General features: G+C 64.7%; 20 protein-coding genes, 1 tRNA gene and 1 other RNA gene. 19 read left to right on the top strand and 3 right to left on the bottom strand.

Going from position 1 to position 20,069, the window contains the following annotated elements:
• Positions 1-15 precede the first annotated feature (15 nt).
• From plsX to ACFQ00_RS19020, 4 genes are all read left to right on the top strand, one after another.
• On the top strand, positions 16-1,083 hold the full coding sequence (gene plsX, locus ACFQ00_RS19035) for a phosphate acyltransferase PlsX (RefSeq protein ID WP_381494694.1): 1,068 nt from the start codon (positions 16-18) through the stop codon (positions 1,081-1,083).
• On the top strand, positions 1,080-2,063 hold the full coding sequence (locus ACFQ00_RS19030; RefSeq protein WP_381494691.1) for a beta-ketoacyl-ACP synthase III: 984 nt from the start codon (positions 1,080-1,082) through the stop codon (positions 2,061-2,063). The genes plsX and ACFQ00_RS19030 overlap by 4 nt, the downstream gene beginning before the upstream one ends.
• Positions 2,064-2,125: 62 nt before the next feature.
• The gene (locus tag ACFQ00_RS19025) at positions 2,126-2,425 is read left to right on the top strand and encodes an integration host factor subunit alpha (RefSeq protein ID WP_293781480.1); all 300 of its coding nucleotides are present in this window, start codon (positions 2,126-2,128) and stop codon (positions 2,423-2,425) included.
• The gene (locus ACFQ00_RS19020; protein WP_381494687.1) at positions 2,425-2,856 is read left to right on the top strand and encodes a MerR family transcriptional regulator; all 432 of its coding nucleotides are present in this window, start codon (positions 2,425-2,427) and stop codon (positions 2,854-2,856) included. The genes ACFQ00_RS19025 and ACFQ00_RS19020 overlap by 1 nt, the downstream gene beginning before the upstream one ends.
• A 19-nt stretch (positions 2,857-2,875) precedes the next feature.
• Here ACFQ00_RS19020 and nudC read toward each other — a convergent pair whose 3' ends face one another.
• The gene (nudC, locus tag ACFQ00_RS19015; RefSeq protein ID WP_381494684.1) at positions 2,876-3,775 is read right to left on the bottom strand and encodes an NAD(+) diphosphatase; all 900 of its coding nucleotides are present in this window, start codon (positions 3,773-3,775) and stop codon (positions 2,876-2,878) included.
• Positions 3,776-3,901: 126 nt separating this feature from the next.
• Between nudC and ACFQ00_RS19010 the strand changes: the two genes are divergently transcribed.
• From ACFQ00_RS19010 to ACFQ00_RS18995, 4 genes are all read left to right on the top strand, one after another.
• The gene (locus ACFQ00_RS19010; protein ID WP_381494681.1) at positions 3,902-4,339 is read left to right on the top strand and encodes a hypothetical protein; all 438 of its coding nucleotides are present in this window, start codon (positions 3,902-3,904) and stop codon (positions 4,337-4,339) included.
• 164 nt (positions 4,340-4,503) lie between these two features.
• Positions 4,504-4,601, top strand: an RNA gene (ffs, locus tag ACFQ00_RS19005) — signal recognition particle sRNA small type.
• 63 nt (positions 4,602-4,664) lie between these two features.
• Positions 4,665-6,293 carry a DNA polymerase III subunit gamma/tau gene (locus ACFQ00_RS19000; RefSeq protein ID WP_381494678.1) on the top strand — a complete coding sequence of 543 codons (1,629 nt, stop codon included), beginning with the start codon at positions 4,665-4,667 and terminating at the stop codon, positions 6,291-6,293.
• Positions 6,290-6,613, top strand: a complete 324-nt coding sequence (locus ACFQ00_RS18995) for a YbaB/EbfC family nucleoid-associated protein (RefSeq protein WP_381494675.1) — start codon at positions 6,290-6,292, stop codon at positions 6,611-6,613. Before ACFQ00_RS19000 ends, ACFQ00_RS18995 begins: the two co-directional genes overlap by 4 nt.
• On the opposite strand, the gene ACFQ00_RS18990 is transcribed toward ACFQ00_RS18995, so the two are convergent.
• Positions 6,597-7,196 carry a TetR/AcrR family transcriptional regulator gene (locus tag ACFQ00_RS18990; protein WP_381494671.1) on the bottom strand — a complete coding sequence of 200 codons (600 nt, stop codon included), beginning with the start codon at positions 7,194-7,196 and terminating at the stop codon, positions 6,597-6,599. The genes ACFQ00_RS18995 and ACFQ00_RS18990 overlap by 17 nt on opposite strands.
• A 42-nt stretch (positions 7,197-7,238) precedes the next feature.
• On the opposite strand from ACFQ00_RS18990, the gene ACFQ00_RS18985 reads away from it, so the two are divergent.
• Complete coding sequence (locus ACFQ00_RS18985) at positions 7,239-8,096, top strand: metal-dependent hydrolase (RefSeq protein WP_381494668.1); 858 nt, start codon at positions 7,239-7,241, stop codon at positions 8,094-8,096.
• Here ACFQ00_RS18985 and cutA read toward each other — a convergent pair.
• Positions 8,093-8,413 carry a divalent-cation tolerance protein CutA gene (gene cutA / locus ACFQ00_RS18980; protein ID WP_374593394.1) on the bottom strand — a complete coding sequence of 107 codons (321 nt, stop codon included), beginning with the start codon at positions 8,411-8,413 and terminating at the stop codon, positions 8,093-8,095. The genes ACFQ00_RS18985 and cutA overlap by 4 nt on opposite strands.
• Positions 8,414-8,559: 146 nt before the next feature.
• Between cutA and ACFQ00_RS18975 the strand changes: the two genes are divergently transcribed.
• From ACFQ00_RS18975 to ACFQ00_RS18930, 10 genes are all read left to right on the top strand, one after another.
• The gene (locus tag ACFQ00_RS18975; protein WP_381494664.1) at positions 8,560-8,955 is read left to right on the top strand and encodes a MerC domain-containing protein; all 396 of its coding nucleotides are present in this window, start codon (positions 8,560-8,562) and stop codon (positions 8,953-8,955) included.
• Between the two features lie 7 nt (positions 8,956-8,962).
• Entirely contained in the window at positions 8,963-9,424 is a 462-nt protein-coding gene (locus ACFQ00_RS18970) for a Fur family transcriptional regulator (protein ID WP_381494662.1), read from the top strand.
• A 70-nt stretch (positions 9,425-9,494) separates the two neighbouring features.
• Positions 9,495-11,420 carry a 1-deoxy-D-xylulose-5-phosphate synthase gene (dxs, locus tag ACFQ00_RS18965; protein WP_381494659.1) on the top strand — a complete coding sequence of 642 codons (1,926 nt, stop codon included), beginning with the start codon at positions 9,495-9,497 and terminating at the stop codon, positions 11,418-11,420.
• A 2-nt stretch (positions 11,421-11,422) separates the two neighbouring features.
• Complete coding sequence (locus ACFQ00_RS18960) at positions 11,423-11,653, top strand: hypothetical protein (protein ID WP_381494656.1); 231 nt, start codon at positions 11,423-11,425, stop codon at positions 11,651-11,653.
• Positions 11,654-11,659: 6 nt separating this feature from the next.
• Positions 11,660-12,409 carry a TlyA family RNA methyltransferase gene (locus tag ACFQ00_RS18955; protein WP_381494653.1) on the top strand — a complete coding sequence of 250 codons (750 nt, stop codon included), beginning with the start codon at positions 11,660-11,662 and terminating at the stop codon, positions 12,407-12,409.
• Between the two features lie 71 nt (positions 12,410-12,480).
• Positions 12,481-12,565: transfer RNA gene (locus ACFQ00_RS18950), tRNA-Leu, on the top strand.
• Positions 12,566-12,612: 47 nt separating this feature from the next.
• Positions 12,613-14,208, top strand: a complete 1,596-nt coding sequence (gene tig / locus ACFQ00_RS18945) for a trigger factor (RefSeq protein ID WP_381494650.1) — start codon at positions 12,613-12,615, stop codon at positions 14,206-14,208.
• Positions 14,209-14,346: 138 nt separating this feature from the next.
• Positions 14,347-14,988: an ATP-dependent Clp endopeptidase proteolytic subunit ClpP gene (gene clpP / locus ACFQ00_RS18940; protein WP_381494647.1), complete on the top strand. Its 642-nt coding sequence runs from the start codon at positions 14,347-14,349 to the stop codon at positions 14,986-14,988.
• Between the two features lie 148 nt (positions 14,989-15,136).
• Entirely contained in the window at positions 15,137-16,414 is a 1,278-nt protein-coding gene (gene clpX, locus ACFQ00_RS18935) for an ATP-dependent Clp protease ATP-binding subunit ClpX (protein ID WP_374593379.1), read from the top strand.
• A gap of 250 nt (positions 16,415-16,664) precedes the next feature.
• Positions 16,665-20,000: a TonB-dependent receptor gene (locus ACFQ00_RS18930; RefSeq protein WP_381494642.1), complete on the top strand. Its 3,336-nt coding sequence runs from the start codon at positions 16,665-16,667 to the stop codon at positions 19,998-20,000.
• Positions 20,001-20,069 lie beyond the last annotated feature (69 nt).

The raw sequence follows: 20,069 nt of genomic DNA, 5'->3' as shown, positions 1-20,069 counted from the left end.
TTTGGGGGGTGTCCGATGACGGCCGCGCCTGTCATCGCGCTTGACGTCATGGGTGGCGACGGCGGTCCGGCAGTGACCATCGCCGCCGCCGAAATCGCACGCACGCGCCACCCCGATATCCGTTTCCGGCTCTATGGCCGCGAGGATGCGATCCGCGCCGAACTGGCGAAAGCGCCGCTCGTCGCCAGGGACGCGGTCGTCATCCATACTGATGGCGAAATCCTCGGCACTGACAAGCCGAGCCAGGTGCTCCGCCGCGCGCGCCACTCATCGATGGGTCTTGCCGTCGATGCCGTGAAGGCCGGAGAGGCGCAGGCCGCCGTTTCGGCGGGCAACACCGGCGCACTGATGGCCATCGCCAAGCTTGGCCTTCGCACCATGCCCGGTATCGACCGGCCCGCGCTCGCCGCGCTGCTGCCGACCGCGAAGACCGATTCCGTGATGCTCGACCTCGGTGCCAATGCCGAGTGTGACGCCGAGAACCTCGTCCAGTTCGCCGTGATGGGCGCCGCCTTCGCGCGCACCGTGCTCGGCCTCGCAACACCGCGCGTCGCGCTGCTCAACATCGGCGAGGAAGACCTGAAGGGCACCGACGAGTTGAAGCACGCCGCCGCGCTGCTCCGCGCCGCCGACCTTCCCATGCAGTTCGCCGGCTTCGTCGAGGGCGACAAGATCGGCAAGGGCGATGTCGACGTCATCGTCAGCGACGGCTTTTCCGGCAACATCGCGCTCAAGACGGCCGAAGGCACCGCGCGCCTCGTCGTCGAGCTTCTCACCCGCGCGTTCAAGAGCAGCATTTTCTCGATGGCAGGGTTCTTCATGTCGCGCGGCGCGCTTCGTTCGCTGCGCAGTCACCTCGATCCCAATGCGCACAACGGTGCGGTTTTCCTCGGGCTCAACGGCCTCGTCGTGAAGAGCCACGGCGGCGCCACTGCACAGGGTTTCGCGAACGCCATCCGCGTCGCGCACGATCTCGTGGTGGATGACATCGCGCACCGCATCCGCGAGGATCTCGACAATTTCCAGGCGCATCGCGGCGCGCAGAGTGGCGGCGCCCAAAGCGCGATACAGGCCGCGCAATGACGGGCGCTGTTGCACGCACCATCGTCACCGGCACGGGCAGCTACCTGCCGGCGCGGGTGGTTTCCAACGCGGAACTCGCCGAAACCGTCGACACCAGCGACGAGTGGATCGTCGAGCGCTCGGGTATCCGCCAGCGCCACATCGCCGCGGACGATGAGTTCACTTCCGACCTTGCCGTCGCGGCTGCGCGTGCGGCGCTGAAGGCGGCATGGCGCGAGCCTTCGGAAATCGACCTCATCATCGTCGCCACCGCGACGCCCGACCAGACCTTCCCGGCGACGGCCACCACGGTTCAGGAAAAGCTCGGCATCGTCGACTGCGTGGCGTTCGACGTTGCCGCCGTCTGCTCCGGCTTCCTTTACGCGGTCACCGTGGCAGACGCGATGCTGCGCGCCGGGCCGATGCGCCATGCGCTCGTCATCGGCGCGGAGACGTTCAGCCGGCTCCTTGACTGGGAAGACCGCACGACTTGCGTGCTCTTCGGCGATGGTGCGGGCGCGGTGGTGCTCGAACGCTCGGAGGGTAATGGCGACGCTGACGATCGCGGCATCCTTGCGGCGCGGCTCCATGCCGACGGGCGGCACAACAGCCTCCTCTACGTGGACGGCGGCCCGTCCTCGACCGGCACGGTCGGCAAGGTCCGCATGAAGGGCAAGGAAGTGTTCCGCCACGCCGTCACCAACCTCGCCTCGGTGATGACCGAGACGCTGGAGGCGGCGGGCTGCAAGACGGAGGACGTGGCGTGGGTGATCCCGCACCAGGCGAACCTCCGCATCCTTGAAGGCACGGCGAAGAAGCTGGGGCTCGATATCGATCAGGTGGTGATCACGGTCGATCGCCATGCGAACACGTCGGCCGCCTCGGTTCCGCTCGCGCTCGATACCGCGGTGCGCGACGGGCGCATCAAATCCGGCGACCTGCTGGTGCTCGAAGCGATGGGCGGTGGCTTCACGTGGGGCGCCGCCGCGCTGCGCTGGTAGACTCTTCAACAGACTGCGCTATTATACGGGCGTCATTGAAGTTTTCTGCGTTGGAGCGGATCATGGACAAGTCTTCTACGTTGACACGCGCCGAACTCGGTGAGGCGGTCCACAGTGCCATCGGTTTGTCGCGTGCCGAGTCCTCGCAGCTCGTCGAAACCGTGCTCGATAAGGTGTCGGACGCGCTGATCGCGGGCGAGAACGTGAAGATCTCCTCGTTCGGCAGCTTCATCCTGCGCGACAAGAACCGCCGCATCGGCCGCAACCCCAAGACGGGCGAGGAAGTGCCGATCGAGCCGCGCCGCGTGCTCACCTTCCGCCCGAGCCAGATTCTCCGCGAACGCATCAACGAAGGCGCGTGATGGCGGACAAGAGCGCCGACGCTTTCCGCACCATCAGCGAGGTTGCCGAGACGATCGGTGTGCCGCAGCACGTGCTCCGCTTCTGGGAGACGCGCTTTCCGGCGGTGAAACCGTTGAAGCGCGGTGGCAACCGTCGCTATTATCGCCCTGAAGACGTTGAGCTTCTGCGTGCGATCAACCGCCTGCTCTATACGGACGGTTATACGATCAAGGGCGTACAGAAGCTCTTGAAGGACAAGGGGCCGAAAGGCCTGCTTGCCGAGCCGACACCGGTGATCCCCGTGTCTGCGGCAGTGACGACACTTCCCGAAGCCGCGCCGCCCGGAGAGCTTTTCGCACGGCCCGTGCAGCCGACTGCGGTGGATGCAGCGTTCGTCACTTCGCTCCGCGCGATCCGCGACCGGCTGGCTGGCGCGCTGGCGCAGGCCTGAGCCGCTTCAAGCTGTCGCTTCAGGCCGTCGCTGCTACCCATGTTTCCAGCAGCGTCCGTGCGATCGCTAGCGGCGGCGGCACGGTGAAGCTGCCGTTTCCGGCGAGCGCGGCGATGCATTCGTCCCGCGTCAGCCAGCGCACCTCCTCCATTTCCACCTCGTCGATGCTGATCTCGGTGGAGAGCGCTTCAGCGAAGCAGCCGATCATCAGGCTGGACGGGAAGGGCCACGGCTGGCTGGCCACGTAGGCAACGCGCCCGGTGAGAATACCCGCTTCCTCGCGGATTTCACGGCGCACGGCATCCTCGAAACACTCGCCCGCCTCGACGAAGCCGGCGAGCGCGGACAGCGAACCTTTCGGAAAGCGCGACTGGCGGCCGAGAAGCACGCGGTCGCCGTCGATCGCGAGCATGATGACGACGGGGTCGGTGCGCGGAAAATGCTCGGCCCCGCAGCCGCCGCAGTTGCGGCCGTAACCGGCTTTCACCATCTCCGTCGGCGCGCCACAATTGGCGCAGAAGCTGTGGCGCTGGTGCCAGTCTATGAGCGAGCGCGCCTGCGCGATGATCGCCGCGCGTCCGTCGTCCATCAGCATCGCGGCGCGGCGCGCATCGACCGGCGTCCCCGGCAGCCCCGCCGCACTGGCGGCCACCGCGAAACGCGGGCTGCCGTCCTCAAGGCCGAGATACACCTCGACCGCAGCCTCCGGCACTTCGGAACGGCGCAGCCACGCAATATCCGTCCCATCTTCCGCGAGCAGCGGATTGAGCCCATCCAGCACCATCCACCGCGCGCCAGGATGCATCCGCGCCGCCCAAAGCGTCTCCGGGCTGCGCTGGATACGGTCGTCCCGCTCGATGGGAGAGCCGATGAGGCCGGTATGGGCGAGGGGGAAGCGGGGATCGAAGAGGCTGGTCATCGGGGGAGGACAAAGCATGGCGCGCGGCAGCGTGCAACCGGGGAGTGTGTGACGCTATTCATCCGACGGAGCTGGATAGCGGACATTCGGTTTCCAACCGCGCGATAAGCCAATTAGTGTGCGGGAATGGACGGGGCAGCAGATGAAGTGGTGGGGATGCTAGTGGAAGAGCGCGGCCTCTCTCCAACCAAGATCAAACCATCCTCACGTCTCGTGCAAGACCTCGGAATGGACGGCGATGATGCCGTAGACTTCTTCGTATCATTGCAGGAGCGGTTTGGGACCGACCTTTCAGCGTTGTATGAGCGATGGAGCGACCACTTCGGCCCGGAGGGATTTTCCGGCTGGAATGGTGTAGTTATTATCCCTGCTGCTGTGGCCGGCGGCGTGGCTGCCTCTCTTCTCGACTTGGGAGAGTTAACCGGGATTGCGATTACGGTTGGACTGCTCGCGCTTTGGGTATGGGCAATGAAGACTTGGGGACACCCCAACAAAATGCAGCCGATTACGGTCGCAGAGGTGATTGCTGCGGTGGAAGCGGGTGTTTGGCCGTCCCGGTACTAGGGCTAATGTCCGCAAATGGGTCGCATCCAAACGTTATGCGTCATACCGGCGAAGGCCGGTATCCATGCAAACCGCGGTCATGGATACCGGCCTTCGCCGGTATGACGGTTAGGGATCAGCCGCCACCCACCCTTGCTTTCCGCATCCCCCCGCGCCATATGCGCGCCGGGAGTCGGGCGGACGGACGCGTCGCCAACCCGGTCAGGTCCGGAAGGAAGCAGCCGTAACGATTTTCGTTCGGGTCGTTCCGGCTCCCACCCTCAATCGACATCAGCAGCCCTAAGCGGCCTTGCGCCCCTGCCGCCCAGCGGCCACTTTGCGCGCGATGTCTGAACTGATTCCCGAACCCTACCGCGTCCTTGCGCGCAAATACCGTCCGCAGGGCTTCGATACGCTCATCGGGCAGGATGCGATGGTGAAGACGCTGGCGAACGCGATTGCCAGCGACCGGCTTGCCCACGCCTTCCTGCTGACCGGCGTGCGCGGGGTCGGCAAGACCTCGACCGCGCGGCTGCTTGCGAAGTCGCTGAACTGCATCGGCCCGGACGGGCAGGGCGGGGCGACGATCAGCCCGTGCGGCGTCTGCGAGCCGTGCGTCGCGATCTCCGAATCCCGCCACATCGACGTGATCGAGATGGATGCCGCCTCGCGGACGGGCGTGGACGACGTGCGCGAGATCATCGAAGCGGCGCGCTACGCGGCGGTCTCGGCGCGCTACAAGATCTACATCATCGACGAAGTCCACATGCTGTCGCGGAACGCCTTCAACGCGCTGCTGAAGACGCTCGAAGAACCGCCCAGCCACGTGAAGTTCATCTTCGCGACCACCGAAATCCAGAAGGTGCCGGTGACGGTGCTGTCGCGCTGCCAGCGCTTCGATCTGAAACGTATCCCGACCGAGCTGCTCGCGTCGCATTTCGGCGGCATCGCCGCCAAGGAAGGCGCGGAGATCGAGGATGAGGCCGTGCAATTGATCGCGCGCGCTGCCGAAGGCTCGGTGCGCGACGGGCTTTCGATCCTCGATCAGGCGCTCGCGCATGGCCACGGCAAGGTGGTGGCCGCGGACGTGCGCGACATGCTCGGCCTTTCCGATCGCGGCCGCACGCGCGAGTTGCTGGCGGCGCTGATCGGCGGGGACGGCAAGGGTGCGCTCGACAACCTCGCCGCGCAATATGCGCTCGGCACGAGCCCCGATGCGCTGTTCGAGGCGCTGCTGGAACTCGTTCACGGCATCACGCGCACGCAGGTGACGGGCGCGCCCGACGCGGCGATGTCCGAGGAGGAACGCGCCGCCGTTTCGGATTGGGCAGGCAGCCTTGGCGCGCCGGTGCTGCACCGGCTGTGGCAGCTTCTCTTGAAGGGCCTTGCCGAAATCCGCAGCGCGCCGATGCCGATGCAGGCGGCGGAGATGGCGCTGCTGCGCATCATCCATGCCTCGACGCTGCCCGATCCGGGCGACCTCGTGCGCCGTCTGCTCGCCGAACCGCGCGGGGAGGGGAGTGCGCCATCCGCGCCGACCGAACTGCGTCCGCCGCCGCCGTCCGCGCCCTCGGCCTTCAAGGCGCCGCCGCGCGACTTCAAGGCGTTCGTGAAGATGTTCGAGGACGGGCACGAGTCGGTGCTCGAAACGATCCTCCACGATCGCTGCCAGCTGCTGCGCTATGCGCCGCCGACGATCGAACTCAATGCTGGGGATGCGCCCGCCGACTTCGCGTCGCGTCTCGGTGCGTGCCTGAAGGAATGGACAGGCGAGCGATGGACGGTGACGCTCACAACCTCGCCCGGTATGCCAAGCCTCAAGGCGCAGGCCGAGGCCGAGGCGGCGGCAAAGCGTGCGCGCGTGATGGCCGATCCGGCTGTGCGCGCGGTGTTCGAGGTCTTCCCCGACGCTGAACTCGTCGACTATGAGATCGGCGACACAACCGAAACCGAATCATCAAGGAGCGCGCAGTGAAGAACCTTCAGGACATCATGAAGGCCGCGCAGAACGTGCAGGAAGAGCTGCAGAAGGCGCAGGCCAAGCTCGACACCATCGAGGTGCTGGGCGTCGCGGGCGGCGGCCTGGTGAAGGTGCGCGCCAGCGCCAAGGGCCGCATCATCAAGATCGACATCGACCCGTCGCTGCTCGTGCCGGACGACAAGGAAGTGCTGGAAGACCTGCTCGCCGCTGCGTTCAACGATGCGCGCGGGAAGGCGGACGCGGCCTCCAACGAGGAAATGCAGAAAATGCAGTCGGCACTGCCGCTGCCGCCGGGCTTCAAGCTTCCGTTCTAGTTTCCCGCTTCGCTGCGATTGATGCGCGGAGTTGGTTTGCCGCGATCTCCCGTGCCTTTTCGCGGGGGAGACCGAGCGCGGCCGCCATCGGCCCGCCGAGGAGCGCGTTGCCGAGCGCGGTGAGCACCAGCGACAGCGTCTGCTCCTCGATCGGGGCGTCGGCCGTGTCGTGGCCTTCGCCGAGCTTGTCGACGAGGCGGTGGATCGCCTCCAGGATCGGGTTCAGCGCGTCTTCGTTCCCGGAAAGCACCATCCAGCTCGCAAGCGCGCCGCCGCCACGATCGAACGCATCGAAGGTGAGATCGACGACCTCGCGCGGGTCGCTGCCCTCCGCGCGGGCGCGCAGCACGGCCTCGCCGATCTGTGCCGTCACAGACTCTGCGAGCGATTCGATGAGCGCCTTCTGCAGCCCCGCCGCCGATCCGAAGTGGTGCAGCAGGTTCGCGTGCGTGCGCCCGATGCGTCCAGCCACGGCCTTCAGCGTCACCGCTTGCGGACCCGCCTCGATCAGCAGCTCCCGCGCGGCCCGCACCGCGGCGGCGCGGCTGTCTTCAGGGCTCAGTCTTTTCCGTTGTATTGACATTTGTGTAAGTAAAGCCCATCCTGTGCATTGAGGAGCACAGTCATGACCCGTGAAAAGACGCCTGCGGACCTGACCATCACCCCGCGCGACCGACGCTTTGGGCGAGGGATGACGCAATCACGCTGGTGGATGCGCGGCGATCCGATTGCAACGGCTTTCTACAATGCGCTGTCGGTCACGTTTCCGCGTGGTGAGGCGTTCTTCGTGGAAAGCGTTCGCGCGTTCCGTGATGGCGTGCCGCCCAAGCTGGAGCGCGAGATCAACGCCTTCATCAAGCAGGAGGTGATGCACAGCCGCGAGCACGTGTCGTTCAACAAGCGCGTTGCGGAAGCCGGCTACGAGATCGGGCACCTTGAGGACGTGGTCATCGAATCGCTGGAGCTGACGAAGGGGCGCCCGCAGATTCTGAACCTCGCCGTCACCATGGCGCTCGAACACTACACGGCGATCATGGCGCAGCGGATGCTCGGCGATATCGATTACTGGAAGGATGCCGACCCCGAGCTCGTCGCCATGTGGAAGTGGCACGCCATCGAGGAGATCGAGCACAAGGGCGTCGCCTACGATACCTGGCTCCACGCCACGCGCGATTGGTCGCGCTGGCAGCGCTGGCGCGTGAAGACGATCATGATGCTGCTGGTCAGCAAGGAATTCTGGAAGAAGCGCTTCCAGGGGATGCTCTACCTCCTGAAGCAGGACGGCATCGAAGGGCCGGGCGCCTGGGCGCGCATCCTGTGGTTCTGGTTCGGCCGGCCCGGCGTGGTGCGAAAGCTGATCCCGGCGTGGAGCGCGTTCTTCCTGCCCGGCTTCCACCCGTGGAACCACGACGACCGCAAGCTCATCGCGCTCGCCGACAGCGATTACACGGATGCAGTGATGCCGGGAGCGGTTGCCGCCTAACGTACCTGCGCGCGTACCCACTGCACATAAGGTGCGGGGGCGTGCTCGATCGGCCAGACGGTGACGGCCGGGTTCTCGTATCCGTGCACTTCTGTGAGCCGTTTCGCGAGGATCTCGGCGCAGCCCGCCGTGGTCTTGAAGAGAACGGCGACCTCGTTCGCTTCCTCCACCTTGCCCTGCCAGCGATAGATGGAAAGCGCGGGGCCGAGCACGTTGACGCACGCGGCGAGGCGCTCCTCCACCATCTGGCGGCCGAGACGCGTCGCGTTTTCGGCGGTGGCGAAGGTAACGTAAACGCTGACGATGCCGCTGCTCATGCCGGTTACCACCCGAATCCTGAATGATGTTGTTGTGCTGGCCCAAACGGGCCAATAGCGCCGCGCTGGTTGACGTTCGGTTGCGGGGAATGGTCAACGTTTTAAGTGCTTGCGCATGTGATAATGTTACATTATATCCTCGCGCCATGCAGGACCGCTTCAACCTCTGGATCGACAAGTCGGCGATCGGCCTTTCGGGGCTGTGCCTGCTGCATTGCCTTGCAACGACGCTGGTGATCGCGCTGCTTTCGGTCGGCACGACCGGCTTCTTTCAGCACGACATCCACAAGATCGGCCTCGCGCTTGCGATTCCGCTTGCCGTCGTCGGGCTGGGGCGCGGGGTTTTCCGGCACCGGCGCTGGGTGGTGATCGCGCTTGGCCTCGTCGGCATCGGCTTCATGGCGTTCGCGCTGACGATGCAGCACGGCCATGGCGAACTCGGTTTTACTGTGCTTGGCGCAGCGTTTGTGGCGTGGGCGCACTGGCTCAACATCCGCTGTCTGCATGGCGGAACTTGCCGCGAAGGCTGCGGATGCCCATAATCGGGGCATGGCGACGAAGCACAAGCATCATGAACCGCATGGCGAGAGCCTGACGTCCGCCGCTGCCGGTGCGCTTACGGCGGCAGGTGAGCAGTGGACGGATATGCGCGCCAGCGTTTATGAGGCGCTCGCGGGCTTCGACCGCCCGGTTTCCGCCTATGACGTCGCGGAAGCGGTTTCGAAGGCGCGCGACAAGCGCGTCGCGGCGAACAGCGTTTACCGCATCCTCGACCTGTTCGTGACGACCAACCTCGCCAAGCGGGTCGAGTCGAAGAATGCCTATATCGTGAACGCGCACCCGGAATGCGTTCACGATTGCATCTTCCTCGTTTGCGACAGCTGCGGGGGCACGACGCACCTCGACGATGATTCGCTGAGCGAGAGCGTTCGCGAACGTGCGCGTCAGGCCGGTTTCAGGCCGGTGCAGCCCGTGCTGGAAGTCCGCGGAACCTGCGCAAGCTGCGCCTGAGCGCCGCACCGCAATCGACAAGACGACCCCGCAGCGTTAAGAAACAAAGACATTCCACTTGGGGGATTCCTTGACCAACCCGCCGAACACGCCGCTGCTCGACACGGTCAAAGACCCGGCAGACTTACGGAAACTGGCGCCTTCGCAGCTCCGGCAGCTGGCGGGTGAGGTGCGCGCGGAGATGATCGACGCCGTGAGCCAGACGGGCGGGCACCTCGGCGCCGGGCTCGGCGTTGTCGAGCTGAGCGTCGCGCTCCACTACGTCTTCGATACGCCGCGCGACCGGCTGATCTGGGATGTTGGGCACCAGGCCTATCCGCACAAGATCCTCACTGGCCGTCGCGACCGGATGCGCACGATCCGGCAGGGCGGCGGGCTTTCGGGCTTCACCAAGCGCGGCGAGAGCGAATACGATCCGTTCGGCGCGGCGCACAGCTCCACCTCGATCTCGGCTGCGCTCGGCTTCGCGGTCGCGAACAAGCTTTCGGGCGCGCCCGGCAAGGCGATCGCAGTGATCGGCGATGGCGCCATGTCCGCGGGCATGGCCTATGAGGCGATGAACAACGCCGAGGCAGCGGGCAACCGGCTCATCGTCATCCTCAACGACAACGACATGTCGATCGCGCCGCCGGTGGGCGGGCTTTCCGCCTACCTCGCGCGCCTCATTTCCAGCCGCGAGTTCCTCGGTCTGCGCGACCTCGCGAAGCGGCTTGCGCGGAAGATGCCGCGCCCGCTGCACTCCGGCCTTCGCAAGGCGGACGAGTTCGCACGCGGCATGGCGACGGGCGGTACGCTCTTCGAGGAACTGGGCTTCTACTATGTGGGGCCGGTCGACGGGCACAATCTCGATCACCTGCTGCCGGTGCTCGAAAATGTGCGCGATGCCGCCGAAGGCCCGTGCCTGATCCACGTCGTGACGAAGAAGGGCAAGGGCTACGCGCCTGCCGAAGCCTCGGCGGACAAGTACCACGGCGTCACCAAGTTCGACGTGATCACGGGCGCGATGGCGCCCGCGAAGGCGGGGCCGCCGAGCTACACGGGCGTGTTCGCCAAGGCGCTGATTGCTGAGGCCGATCGGGACGACAAGATCGTCGCGATTACGGCGGCGATGCCGTCGGGCACCGGACTCGACAAGTTTGAGCAGAAATTCCCGGACCGCAGCTTCGATGTCGGCATCGCGGAGCAGCACGCCGTCACCTTCGCGGCGGGCCTCGCCGCGCAGGGCTACCGGCCGTTCTGCGCGATCTACTCGACCTTCCTGCAGCGCGCTTACGATCAGGTGGTGCACGACGTCGCGATCCAGAACCTGCCAGTACGCTTCGCGATCGATCGCGCGGGTCTCGTCGGCGCGGACGGCAGCACGCACGCTGGCTCGTTCGACGTCACCTATCTCGCCACGCTGCCCAACATGGTGGTCATGGCGGCGGCGGACGAGGTCGAACTCGTCCACATGGTGCACACGGCGGCGCTTCACGACGTTGGCCCGATCGCGTTCCGCTATCCGCGCGGAAGCGGCGTCGGCCTTGCGCTTCCCGAAACGCCCGAGCGGCTGGAGATCGGCAAGGGGCGCGTGGTTCGCGAAGGCCGCAAGGTCGCCATCCTCTCGCTCGGCACGCGGCTCGGCGAGGCGCTGAAAGCGGCCGACGAGCTGGACGCCAAGGGGCTGTCGACGACGGTCGCCGACCTCCGCTTCGCAAAGCCGCTCGACGACGCGCTGATCCGCAAGCTCGCCGCCACGCACGAGGTTGTCGTGACGGTGGAGGAGGGTGCCATCGGCGGCCTCGGCGCGCATGTCCTTACGATGGCATCGGACACAGGTCTCCTCGACGCCGGCCTCAAGATCCGCACCATGCGCCTGCCGGATGTGTTTCAGGAGCAGGACAGTCCCGAGAAGCAATACGCCGAGGCGGGCCTCGACGCGGTGGGTATCGTGAAGACCGTGCTCGGGGCGCTTCGCCACAACAGCGCGAATGTGACCGAGGGCGCGCGGGCCTGACAGTGACGTCGGAGCCTGTTCCGTTCGTCAAGCACCACAAGGATGACAGCCTCTGGGCGCGCGGGCAGATGCTTGATGGCCGGATGATCGGCTATTGGGAATGGTTCCGCAAGAACGGCACGAAGCTGCGCTCGGGCTGGTTTGAGAACGGCGAGCAGTGCGGTGAGTGGACGACTTATGACAAGGCAGGAATGCCGTACAAGACGACGCTGATCCGGCCCAAGGCGCGTTGAGATCGTATGCCCAAAACCCGCATTGACCAGCTTCTCGTTTCGCGCGGGCTCGTCGAGAGCCGTGCGAAGGCGCAGGCGCTCATCATGGCCGGGCTGGTGTTTGCGGGGGAGCGCAAGGTCGCCAAGGCGGGGGAGATGGTGGCCGAGGACGCGGCGCTCGACGTACGTGGCAAGGATCATCCGTGGGTGTCGCGTGGCGGGCTCAAGCTGGAAAAGGGCCTCGACCATTTCGGGATCGATCCTTCCGGGCTCGTTGCGATGGACGTGGGCTCCTCAACCGGGGGCTTTACCGATGTGCTGCTCACGCGCGGAGTCGCGCGTGTTTACGCGGTCGATGTGGGCACGAACCAACTGGCGTGGAAGCTGCGGCAGGATCCGCGCGTCGTCGTGCTCGAAAAGACCAACGCGCGGCATCTGACGGCTGAGCAGATCCCCGAGAACATCGACATCATCGTTTGCGATGCGAGTTTCATCGGTCTTGCCAAGGTGCTGGACACACCGCTGAAATTCGCCGCGCCGGGCGCGCGGCTCGTGGCGCTCATCAAGCCGCAGTTCGAAGCGGGGCCGGCGGAGGTGGGGAAGGGCGGTGTCGTACGCGATCCCGCCATCCATGCCCGTGTCTGCGCCGAGGTGGAGGCATGGCTCGCGGCGCTGCCCGGCTGGCGTGTGCTCGGGATCACCGAAAGCCCGATCAAGGGGCCCGAAGGCAACATCGAGTTCCTGATCGGCGCAGTGCGGGAAGCGCCCGCCTCCTAAGCCTTGCCACCTTACGCGGGCGTGCGTATAGACCGCCGCCAAAGCCGCCGGGGTCTCCCCTTGGTGGACCTGCGGGCGTGGCGAAACTGGTAGACGCGCCAGATTTAGGTTCTGGTGTCGAAAGACGTGGGGGTTCGAGTCCCTTCGCCCGCACCAGACTTTGGTCAAATACTTGGGTTCTTGAACGAAAGCCGACGGACGAAATGCAGATTGCCGAGAAGACGAACGAAGGCCTGAAGCGCCAGTACGAAGTGACGATCCCCGCCAAGGATCTCGAATCGCGCATCGACGCCCAGATCACGCAGGTCTCCGGCCAGATCCGTATGCCCGGCTTCCGCCCCGGCAAGGTTCCGAAGAACCTCGTGAAGAAGATGCACGGCGAGGCGATGCACGGCGATGCGCTGAACAGCGCGGTGCAGGAAGGCGTGCAGAAACTCGTTGCCGACAAGAAGCTGCGCCCGGCGATGCAGCCGTCCGTCGCGCTTGCGGACGACTATGCGCAGGGCAAGGACGTCGTGTTCACGGTTGAGCTCGAAGTGCTCCCGGAAATCACGTCGGTGAACATCGAGGGCATCGCGCTCGAAAAGCTCGTGGTCGAGCCGAGCGATGCCGAGATCGAGGATGCGCTGAAGCGCTTCGCCGACCAGCAGAAGCGTTTCGAAGCCGCGCCGAAGACCTACAAGGCGGCGCAGGGCGACGTCGTCGTCATGGACTTCGTCGGTTCGGTCGAAGGCGAGGAGTTCGAAGGCGGCAAAGGCGAGGGGATGCAGATCGAGATCGGCTCCGGCCGCCTCATCCCCGGCTTCGAGGATCAGCTCGTCGGCGTCAAGGCGAACGACAAGGTGAAGGTCGAAGTGAGCTTCCCGGAAGATTACAACGTCGCCTACCTCAAGGGTAAGCCCGCGGTGTTCGACGTGCTCGTCACCGAAGTGCGCCAGCCGCAGGACGCCGCGATCGACGATACGCTCGCGACCAACCTCGGCCTCGAGAGCCTCGACAAGCTGAAGGAAATCCTGAAGGACCAGATTTCCGGCGAACTGCAGGGCATGACCCGCACGCACCTGAAGCGCAAACTGCTCGATCACCTCGCCGCGAACCACGATTTCGAAGTGCCCCCGACGATGGTCGAGGCCGAGTTCGGCCAGATCTGGGCGCAGCTGGAGCACGAGGCGAGCCACGAGGCGGACCCCGCCGCCGCGGTCGCCGAGCTTGAGAAAGACAAGGACGAGTATCGCCGCATCGCCGAGCGCCGCGTGCGTCTTGGCCTGCTCCTCTCCGAAATCGGTCAGAAGGAAGGCGTGAACGTCACGCAGGCCGAGATGAATCGCCTGATCGGTCAGGAAGCTGCGCGCTATCCGGGCCAGCAGCAGCAGGTCGTCAAGTATTTCCAGGAAAACGCCATGGCCGCCGCGCAGCTCCGCGCGCCGCTCTATGAGGACAAGGTCGTCGACGTGCTTCTCGACAAGGCCGAGCTGACCGAGCGCAGCGTCAGTCGCGAGGATCTGCAGCAGGCGATCGAGGACGACGACGAGACGCCGACCGGCCACGTCCATGGCCCAGGCTGCGGCCACGACCATCATGACCATGACCACGATCATGGTCACGCGCATGGGGAGGGCAAGCCTAAAAAGGCTGCCAAGAAGACGGCGAAGGCGGATGACGCCGAGCCGAAAGAAGACGCGGTGAAGGCCGAAAAGAAGCCCGCCGCCAAGAAAACGGCTGCAAAGGCGGAAGCCGATGCGGAACCGGAAAAAAAGCCAGCGAAAAAGGCCCCGGCCAAGAAAGCCGCGAAGGCCTGAACCGAGCGAACTGATGCCGGGGGGCGGCCATGCCGGCCCCCGGGCTTCCTTCGCCTCCACTTCGCCCACTTGACAGCGGGCGCACCTGTGCCGACCTATCCCGTTATCGGAACAGACAAACGCCCGCGAAGGACTCCCATGATCGATCCCGTCAGCAGCCTCACGAACGCTCTCGTCCCCATCGTCATCGAGCAGTCGAACCGGGGCGAGCGCAGCTTCGACATCTATTCGCGGCTGCTTCGGGAGCGCATCATCTTCGTGACCGGCGGGGTCGAGGATCACATGGCGTCGCTGATCACGGCGCAGCTCCTCTTCCTCGAATCGGAAAACCCGAAGAAGGACATCTTCATGTACATCAACTCGCCGGGCGGGGTCGTCACGGCGGGCATGGCGATCCACGACACGATGAAATACATCCGTCCGCGCGTCGGCACGGTGTGCATCGGTCAGGCCGCCTCGATGGGCGCCTTCCTGCTCGCCGCAGGCGAGCCGGGGATGCGTATCGCGCTCACGAACGCGCGCATCATGGTCCACCAGCCTTCGGGCGGCGCGCAGGGCCAGGCAACCGATATCGAGATCCAGGCACGCGAAATCCTGCGTATCCGCTCGCGCATGAACGAGCTGATGGCCAAATACACCAAGCAGCCGGTCGAGACGATCGAGTCCGCCGTGGAGCGCGACAAGTTCATGTCGGCGGACGAAGCCAAGGCTTTCGGCCTTATCGACGAGGTGTTCGAAACACGCCCGTCGCCCGCCGACGAGGAAGCCAAGGCGGCGTGAACAGGCTGCCCGCCCGTTCACGTTCCGTTGAGCAAGGCGGCGCTATATATTTCGGGAATGTGACCGCATTGACCATTGAAGCGGCGTGTGTGCGCGCTAGGATGGCAGGCGGACTAGGAACCGGCGCGGAGGCCGGAAGAGGCGTTTTATGACCAAGCTCAGCGGCGGCGGCGATTCCAAGAACACGCTCTACTGCTCTTTCTGCGGGAAGAGTCAGCACGAGGTCAGGAAGCTGATCGCCGGACCGACGGTGTTCATCTGCGATGAATGCGTCGAACTCTGCAACGACATCATCCGCGAGGAAACCAAGGGTGCGCTCGCCAAGAAAAGCGACGGCAGCGTGCCGACGCCGCGCGAGATCTGCGATGTCCTCGATGACTACGTGATCGGACAGGCGCAGGCGAAGCGCGTGCTCTCGGTCGCGGTGCACAACCACTACAAGCGGCTCAACAATGGCGCCAAGGGCTCCGAGATCGAGCTGGCGAAGTCGAACATCCTGCTCGTCGGCCCCACCGGCTGCGGCAAGACGCTGCTCGCGCAGACGCTCGCCAAGACCTTCGATGTGCCGTTCACGATGGCCGACGCGACGACGCTCACCGAGGCGGGCTACGTCGGCGAGGACGTCGAGAACATCATCCTGAAGCTTTTGCAGGCGAGCGACTACAACGTCGAGCGCGCGCAGCGCGGCATCGTCTACATCGACGAGATCGACAAGATCAGCCGCAAGGCCGACAATCCCTCGATCACGCGCGATGTTTCGGGCGAGGGCGTGCAGCAGGCGCTCCTGAAGATCATGGAAGGCACGACCGCGAGTGTTCCGCCGCAGGGCGGCCGCAAGCACCCGCAGCAGGAGTTCCTGCAGGTCGACACGACGAACATCCTGTTCATCTGCGGCGGCGCTTTCGCTGGTCTCGAACGGATCATCGCGGACCGCCTGCAGGGCAAGTCGATCGGCTTCGGCGCTTATGTCGCTGCGCCGGACGAACGCCGCACGGGCGAGGTTCTGAAGAACTGCGAGCCGGAAGACCTGCTGAAATTCGGCTTGATTCCGGAGTTCGTCGGTCGTCTGCCGGTGATCGCGACGCTGGAAGATCTCGACGAGAAGGCGCTGATCCAGATCCTCACCGAGCCGAAGAACGCGCTCGTGAAGCAGTATCAGAAGCTGTTCGAGATGGAGAACGTGAAGCTCGCGTTCACCGACGACGCGCTGCTGGCGATCGCCAAGCGGGCCATCGAGCGCAAGACCGGCGCACGCGGCCTCCGCTCGATCATGGAAGGTATTCTGCTCGATACCATGTTCGACCTGCCGAGCTTCGACGATGTCGACGAGGTCCGCATCGACAAGGATGTGGTTGGGGGCAGCAAGGAGCCGGTCAAGGTCTTCGCCAAGAAGTCCAAGGAGAAGGTCTCGGGCGACGCCGCCTGATTCCTGCAGACGGGCATTATTGTTTCAAACGGCGGCCTTGTGCCGCCGTTTTTTTTACGTACCCACGTGGTTGATATGTGCTGAAAAAGCCACACGCTGCGATGCAGCAATTGAATCGCAATCTTGCCTTGCTCCCGCAGAAATTCTGTAACAAAGCACACCTAAGCGGCCCGAAGAAGGGGTGTGCGAGGTGTGGTCCTCCCCGCACAACCGATCATTCAACGACCGTCGAAAGTGGGGAAATCTGGAAATGCGTGCGATCAAGATCTTGCTGGCAGCGAGTGTTGCATCGGTGCCGTTGGTGGTTTCTCTCTCCACACCCGCGTCTGCCCAGGAAACGACATCGTCCGTCCGCGGCACCGTGGAAGCCGCCGGTGCACCCGTTGCCGGTGCCGATGTCCTGATCACGCACACGCCCTCCGGCACCGTCGCCCGCGCGACGACCAGTGCGGACGGCAGCTTCTCCGCATCGGGCCTGCGCATCGGCGGCCCGTTCACGGTTGAGGTAACGGCACCCGGCTTCGAAACCGCGCAGGTCACCGACGTCTTCCTCACGGCCGGTCAGCCCTTCCGCCTTCCTGTCGAACTCAACGCCACAGAGATCATCACCGTCACCGCCTCTTCGGTTTCGGGTGCCGGTTCGAAGAGCCAGGGTCCGATCACGACGCTTGGCCGCAACGAGATCGAGGGCGTCGCTTCGGTGAACCGCGATATCCGCGACATGGCGCGGCGCGATCCGTTCGTCAGCATCGACGCATCCAACGCGCGCACGATCGAGATCGCTGGCCAGAACGGCCGTCTCAACCGCTTCTCGGTGGATGGCATCCAGTTCTCAGACGACTTCGGCATCAACAACGGCGGCCTGCCGACTTCGCGCGGCCCCGTCCCGTTCGACGCGATCGAGCAGATGTCCGTGAAGATCGCGCCCTATGACGTCAGCGAGGGCGATTTCCAGGGTGGCGCGGTAAACGTCGTGCTGCGCTCGGGCACCAACCGGTTCACCGGTTCGGCCTTCTACACCTATTCGAACGACAGCCTGACGGGCGACCGCATCCGCGGCAATCCGGTGAACCTCGACTTCACGTCCAAGCAGTACGGCGGCTTCCTTTCGGGACCGATCGTGAAGGACAAGCTGTTCTTCGCCATCGCCTATGAAAAGCTGAAGGAAAGCGATCCGGTCGACGAAGGCCCCGCCGGCATGGGCTTCGCGACCGAGATTCCGCGTCTGTCGCAGACGGCGGTTGATCGCGTCTCGGCGATCGCGCAATCGGTTTACGGCTACGACACGCTCGGCGTGTTTCAGGGCGCCAGCGAAACCGACGAGAAGATGACGGCGAAGCTGGACTGGAACGTCACCGACGACCACCGCGTCTCGCTCACCTACATCCGCAACGAGGGTAACCAGCAGTTCAGTCAGAACATGAACACGTCGAACACGGGGCCGACCTTCGGCTATCGTTCGAATGGCTATGAGCTGACCGAAGAGGTGAACTCGGGTACGTTCCAGCTCAACTCGCAGTGGTCCGATGCCTTTTCGACCGAATTCCGGGCTGCCTACCGCGATTACAACCGCGGACAGACGCCGTTCGGCGACACGAGCTTCGGTCAGATCGGCGTCTGCCTTGATGAAACGTCCATCACAGCGGGGACGGGCAATGATCGCACGTCTTGCGGCAACACGTCGACGTCCCAGCCGATCGTGTATTTTGGCCCGGACGTGAGCCGCCATGCGAACCAGCTCAACACCGAGAACCTCTCCATCGACCTGACGGCGCGGCTGGAGGCCGGGGCGCACAGCTTCAAGTTCCTTGTCGGCTACACCGATGTCGATGTCTTCAACCTGTTCCTGCAGCGCGCGAACGGCGAATATTACTTCGACTCGATCACCGACTTCGAAGCTGGAATCGCGAATCGCGTCCGCCTTGCGGGTGCCGTGCCGAGCGGCGACGTGGCCGATGCAGCGGCCCGGTTCAGCACGCAGACCTATACGTTCGGTCTGCAGGACGACTGGCACGCGACCGACACGCTGCAGCTTTCGATCGGAGCGCGCTACGACCTGCAGGGCAGCAACAGCAGGGTGCCGTTCAACGAAAACTTCCTTGCCCGCACCGGCTTTTCGAACACGAAGACCTTCAAGGGCATGGGCGTGTTCCAGCCGCGGGTCGGCTTCGACTGGCAGCCGACGAACCGCTTCGTGCTGCGCGGCGGTGTCGGCAAGTTCGCGGGCGGTGCGCCGGACGTGTTCCTGTCGAACAGCTTTTCCAATACGGGCCAGCTGACGAACGCCATCGATATCCGTCGCAATACGTCCACGGACGGTTGTGACGTTCCGGCGGGGCCGACTGCAGCGGCGCTTTGCGCGGCGGCACTGAACGGGGTGGACCCGTCTGCCTTCGATCCGCTGGTGCTCGACTATCTCCAAACCAATACCGCATCGCTCGCAGCGGCGCCGGTCAACGCCATCCACCCGGACTACGAGCTTCCGGCGCAATGGCGCGCGACGCTTTCGGCGAACTATGATGCCGATTTCGGGGCGCTCGGCGACGGCTGGCTTCTGGGCGCCGACCTCGTTTACGGCAAGACGGCCCACGCCAATACATATTACGATGCGCGCTCGGTCGTGATCGGCACGCTGCCGGACGGGCGCCCGCGCTATGGCCGCACGTCGGTCGGCATCCTGCCCGGCGATACCAACCAGACCAACCAGGATCTGGTGCTCGCCTCGACGAGCAAGGGCCGCTCGATCATCGCGGTGGGCCGCGTCGAAAAGGCATGGGACTTCGGCCTGACGACCAGCCTGAGCTACACGTTCCAGGATATCAAGGACGTGAACCCGATCACGTCTGCGACTGCGGGCTCGCTTTACGGCAACGCCACGATGGCGGACCCGAACGTCGCGGACTACGGCACTTCGATTTACGAAGTGAAGCATTCGCTGAAGTTCTCGGTGGACTACGAACACGCGTTCTTCGGGGACTACAAAACCCGCTTCGCGCTGTTCGGCGAGTATCGCACCGGCCGTCCCTACAGCCTGACGATGCGCGACACCTCGACCGGCCGTTCGCCCGTGTTTGGCACCAACGGCACCAACACGCGGTACCTGCTCTATGTGCCGACGGCGAGCGATCCGCTCGTCAGCTTCGACAGCGCGGCGACCGAAGCAGCGTTCAACACCTTCATCGACGAGAACGGCCTCTCGAAGTATCGTGGCAGCATCATCTCGAAGAACACACAGCGTTCGCCCAGCTTCTGGAAGGTCGACCTGCATCTCGAACAGGAAGTGCCGACCTTCGTGGGATCGAGCCGCGTGAAGCTGTTCGCGGACATCGAGAACGTGCTGAACATGATCAACAACGACTGGGGCGTGCAGCGCCAGGTGGCGTTTGCCTACCAGTCGGCCACGGTCAACGTGCAGTGCCTGGCGGTTGCGACGCCGACGGGAACGGCAGGCGTTGCGAATACGGCCTCGAGCCAGACCTGCGCACAGTATCGCTACTCGGGCTTCTCCGAGCCGAACATCACTGTGCAGAATCAGGCGAAGCAGTCGCTCTACCAGATCCGGGTGGGCGTGAAGTTCGAGTTCTGATCGCTTCACAAGAGACGAGCGGAAAGAGCGGGCCTGGCGGGTCCGCTCTTTTCGTTTGCGAAACGAGGA

It is taken from the genome of Sphingosinicella xenopeptidilytica (assembly GCF_042676985.1).
In the GTDB taxonomy this organism is placed as follows: domain Bacteria; phylum Pseudomonadota; class Alphaproteobacteria; order Sphingomonadales; family Sphingomonadaceae; genus Sphingosinicella; species Sphingosinicella xenopeptidilytica.
This window is presented reverse-complemented; position numbering and strand designations above follow the sequence as displayed.

Bases quoted from the DNA above. Each gene is read 5' to 3' on its own strand.
- plsX (WP_381494694.1), top strand. From the start codon at position 16: ATGACGGCCGCGCCTGTCATCGCGCTTGACGTCATGGGTGGCGACGGC.
- ACFQ00_RS19025 (WP_293781480.1), top strand. From the start codon at position 2,126: ATGGACAAGTCTTCTACGTTGACACGCGCCGAACTCGGTGAGGCGGTC.
- tig (WP_381494650.1), top strand. From the start codon at position 12,613: ATGCAGATTGCCGAGAAGACGAACGAAGGCCTGAAGCGCCAGTACGAA.
- ACFQ00_RS18955 (WP_381494653.1), top strand. From the start codon at position 11,660: ATGCCCAAAACCCGCATTGACCAGCTTCTCGTTTCGCGCGGGCTCGTC.
- clpX (WP_374593379.1), top strand. From the start codon at position 15,137: ATGACCAAGCTCAGCGGCGGCGGCGATTCCAAGAACACGCTCTACTGC.
- ACFQ00_RS19020 (WP_381494687.1), top strand. From the start codon at position 2,425: ATGGCGGACAAGAGCGCCGACGCTTTCCGCACCATCAGCGAGGTTGCC.
- ACFQ00_RS18975 (WP_381494664.1), top strand. From the start codon at position 8,560: ATGCAGGACCGCTTCAACCTCTGGATCGACAAGTCGGCGATCGGCCTT.
- ACFQ00_RS18930 (WP_381494642.1), top strand. From the start codon at position 16,665: ATGCGTGCGATCAAGATCTTGCTGGCAGCGAGTGTTGCATCGGTGCCG.
- cutA (WP_374593394.1), bottom strand. From the start codon at position 8,413: ATGAGCAGCGGCATCGTCAGCGTTTACGTTACCTTCGCCACCGCCGAA.
- ACFQ00_RS18990 (WP_381494671.1), bottom strand. From the start codon at position 7,196: ATGTCAATACAACGGAAAAGACTGAGCCCTGAAGACAGCCGCGCCGCC.
- nudC (WP_381494684.1), bottom strand. From the start codon at position 3,775: ATGACCAGCCTCTTCGATCCCCGCTTCCCCCTCGCCCATACCGGCCTC.
- ACFQ00_RS19030 (WP_381494691.1), top strand. From the start codon at position 1,080: ATGACGGGCGCTGTTGCACGCACCATCGTCACCGGCACGGGCAGCTAC.
- ACFQ00_RS19010 (WP_381494681.1), top strand. From the start codon at position 3,902: ATGGACGGGGCAGCAGATGAAGTGGTGGGGATGCTAGTGGAAGAGCGC.
- ACFQ00_RS18985 (WP_381494668.1), top strand. From the start codon at position 7,239: ATGACCCGTGAAAAGACGCCTGCGGACCTGACCATCACCCCGCGCGAC.
- ACFQ00_RS18970 (WP_381494662.1), top strand. From the start codon at position 8,963: ATGGCGACGAAGCACAAGCATCATGAACCGCATGGCGAGAGCCTGACG.
- clpP (WP_381494647.1), top strand. From the start codon at position 14,347: ATGATCGATCCCGTCAGCAGCCTCACGAACGCTCTCGTCCCCATCGTC.
- ACFQ00_RS19000 (WP_381494678.1), top strand. From the start codon at position 4,665: ATGTCTGAACTGATTCCCGAACCCTACCGCGTCCTTGCGCGCAAATAC.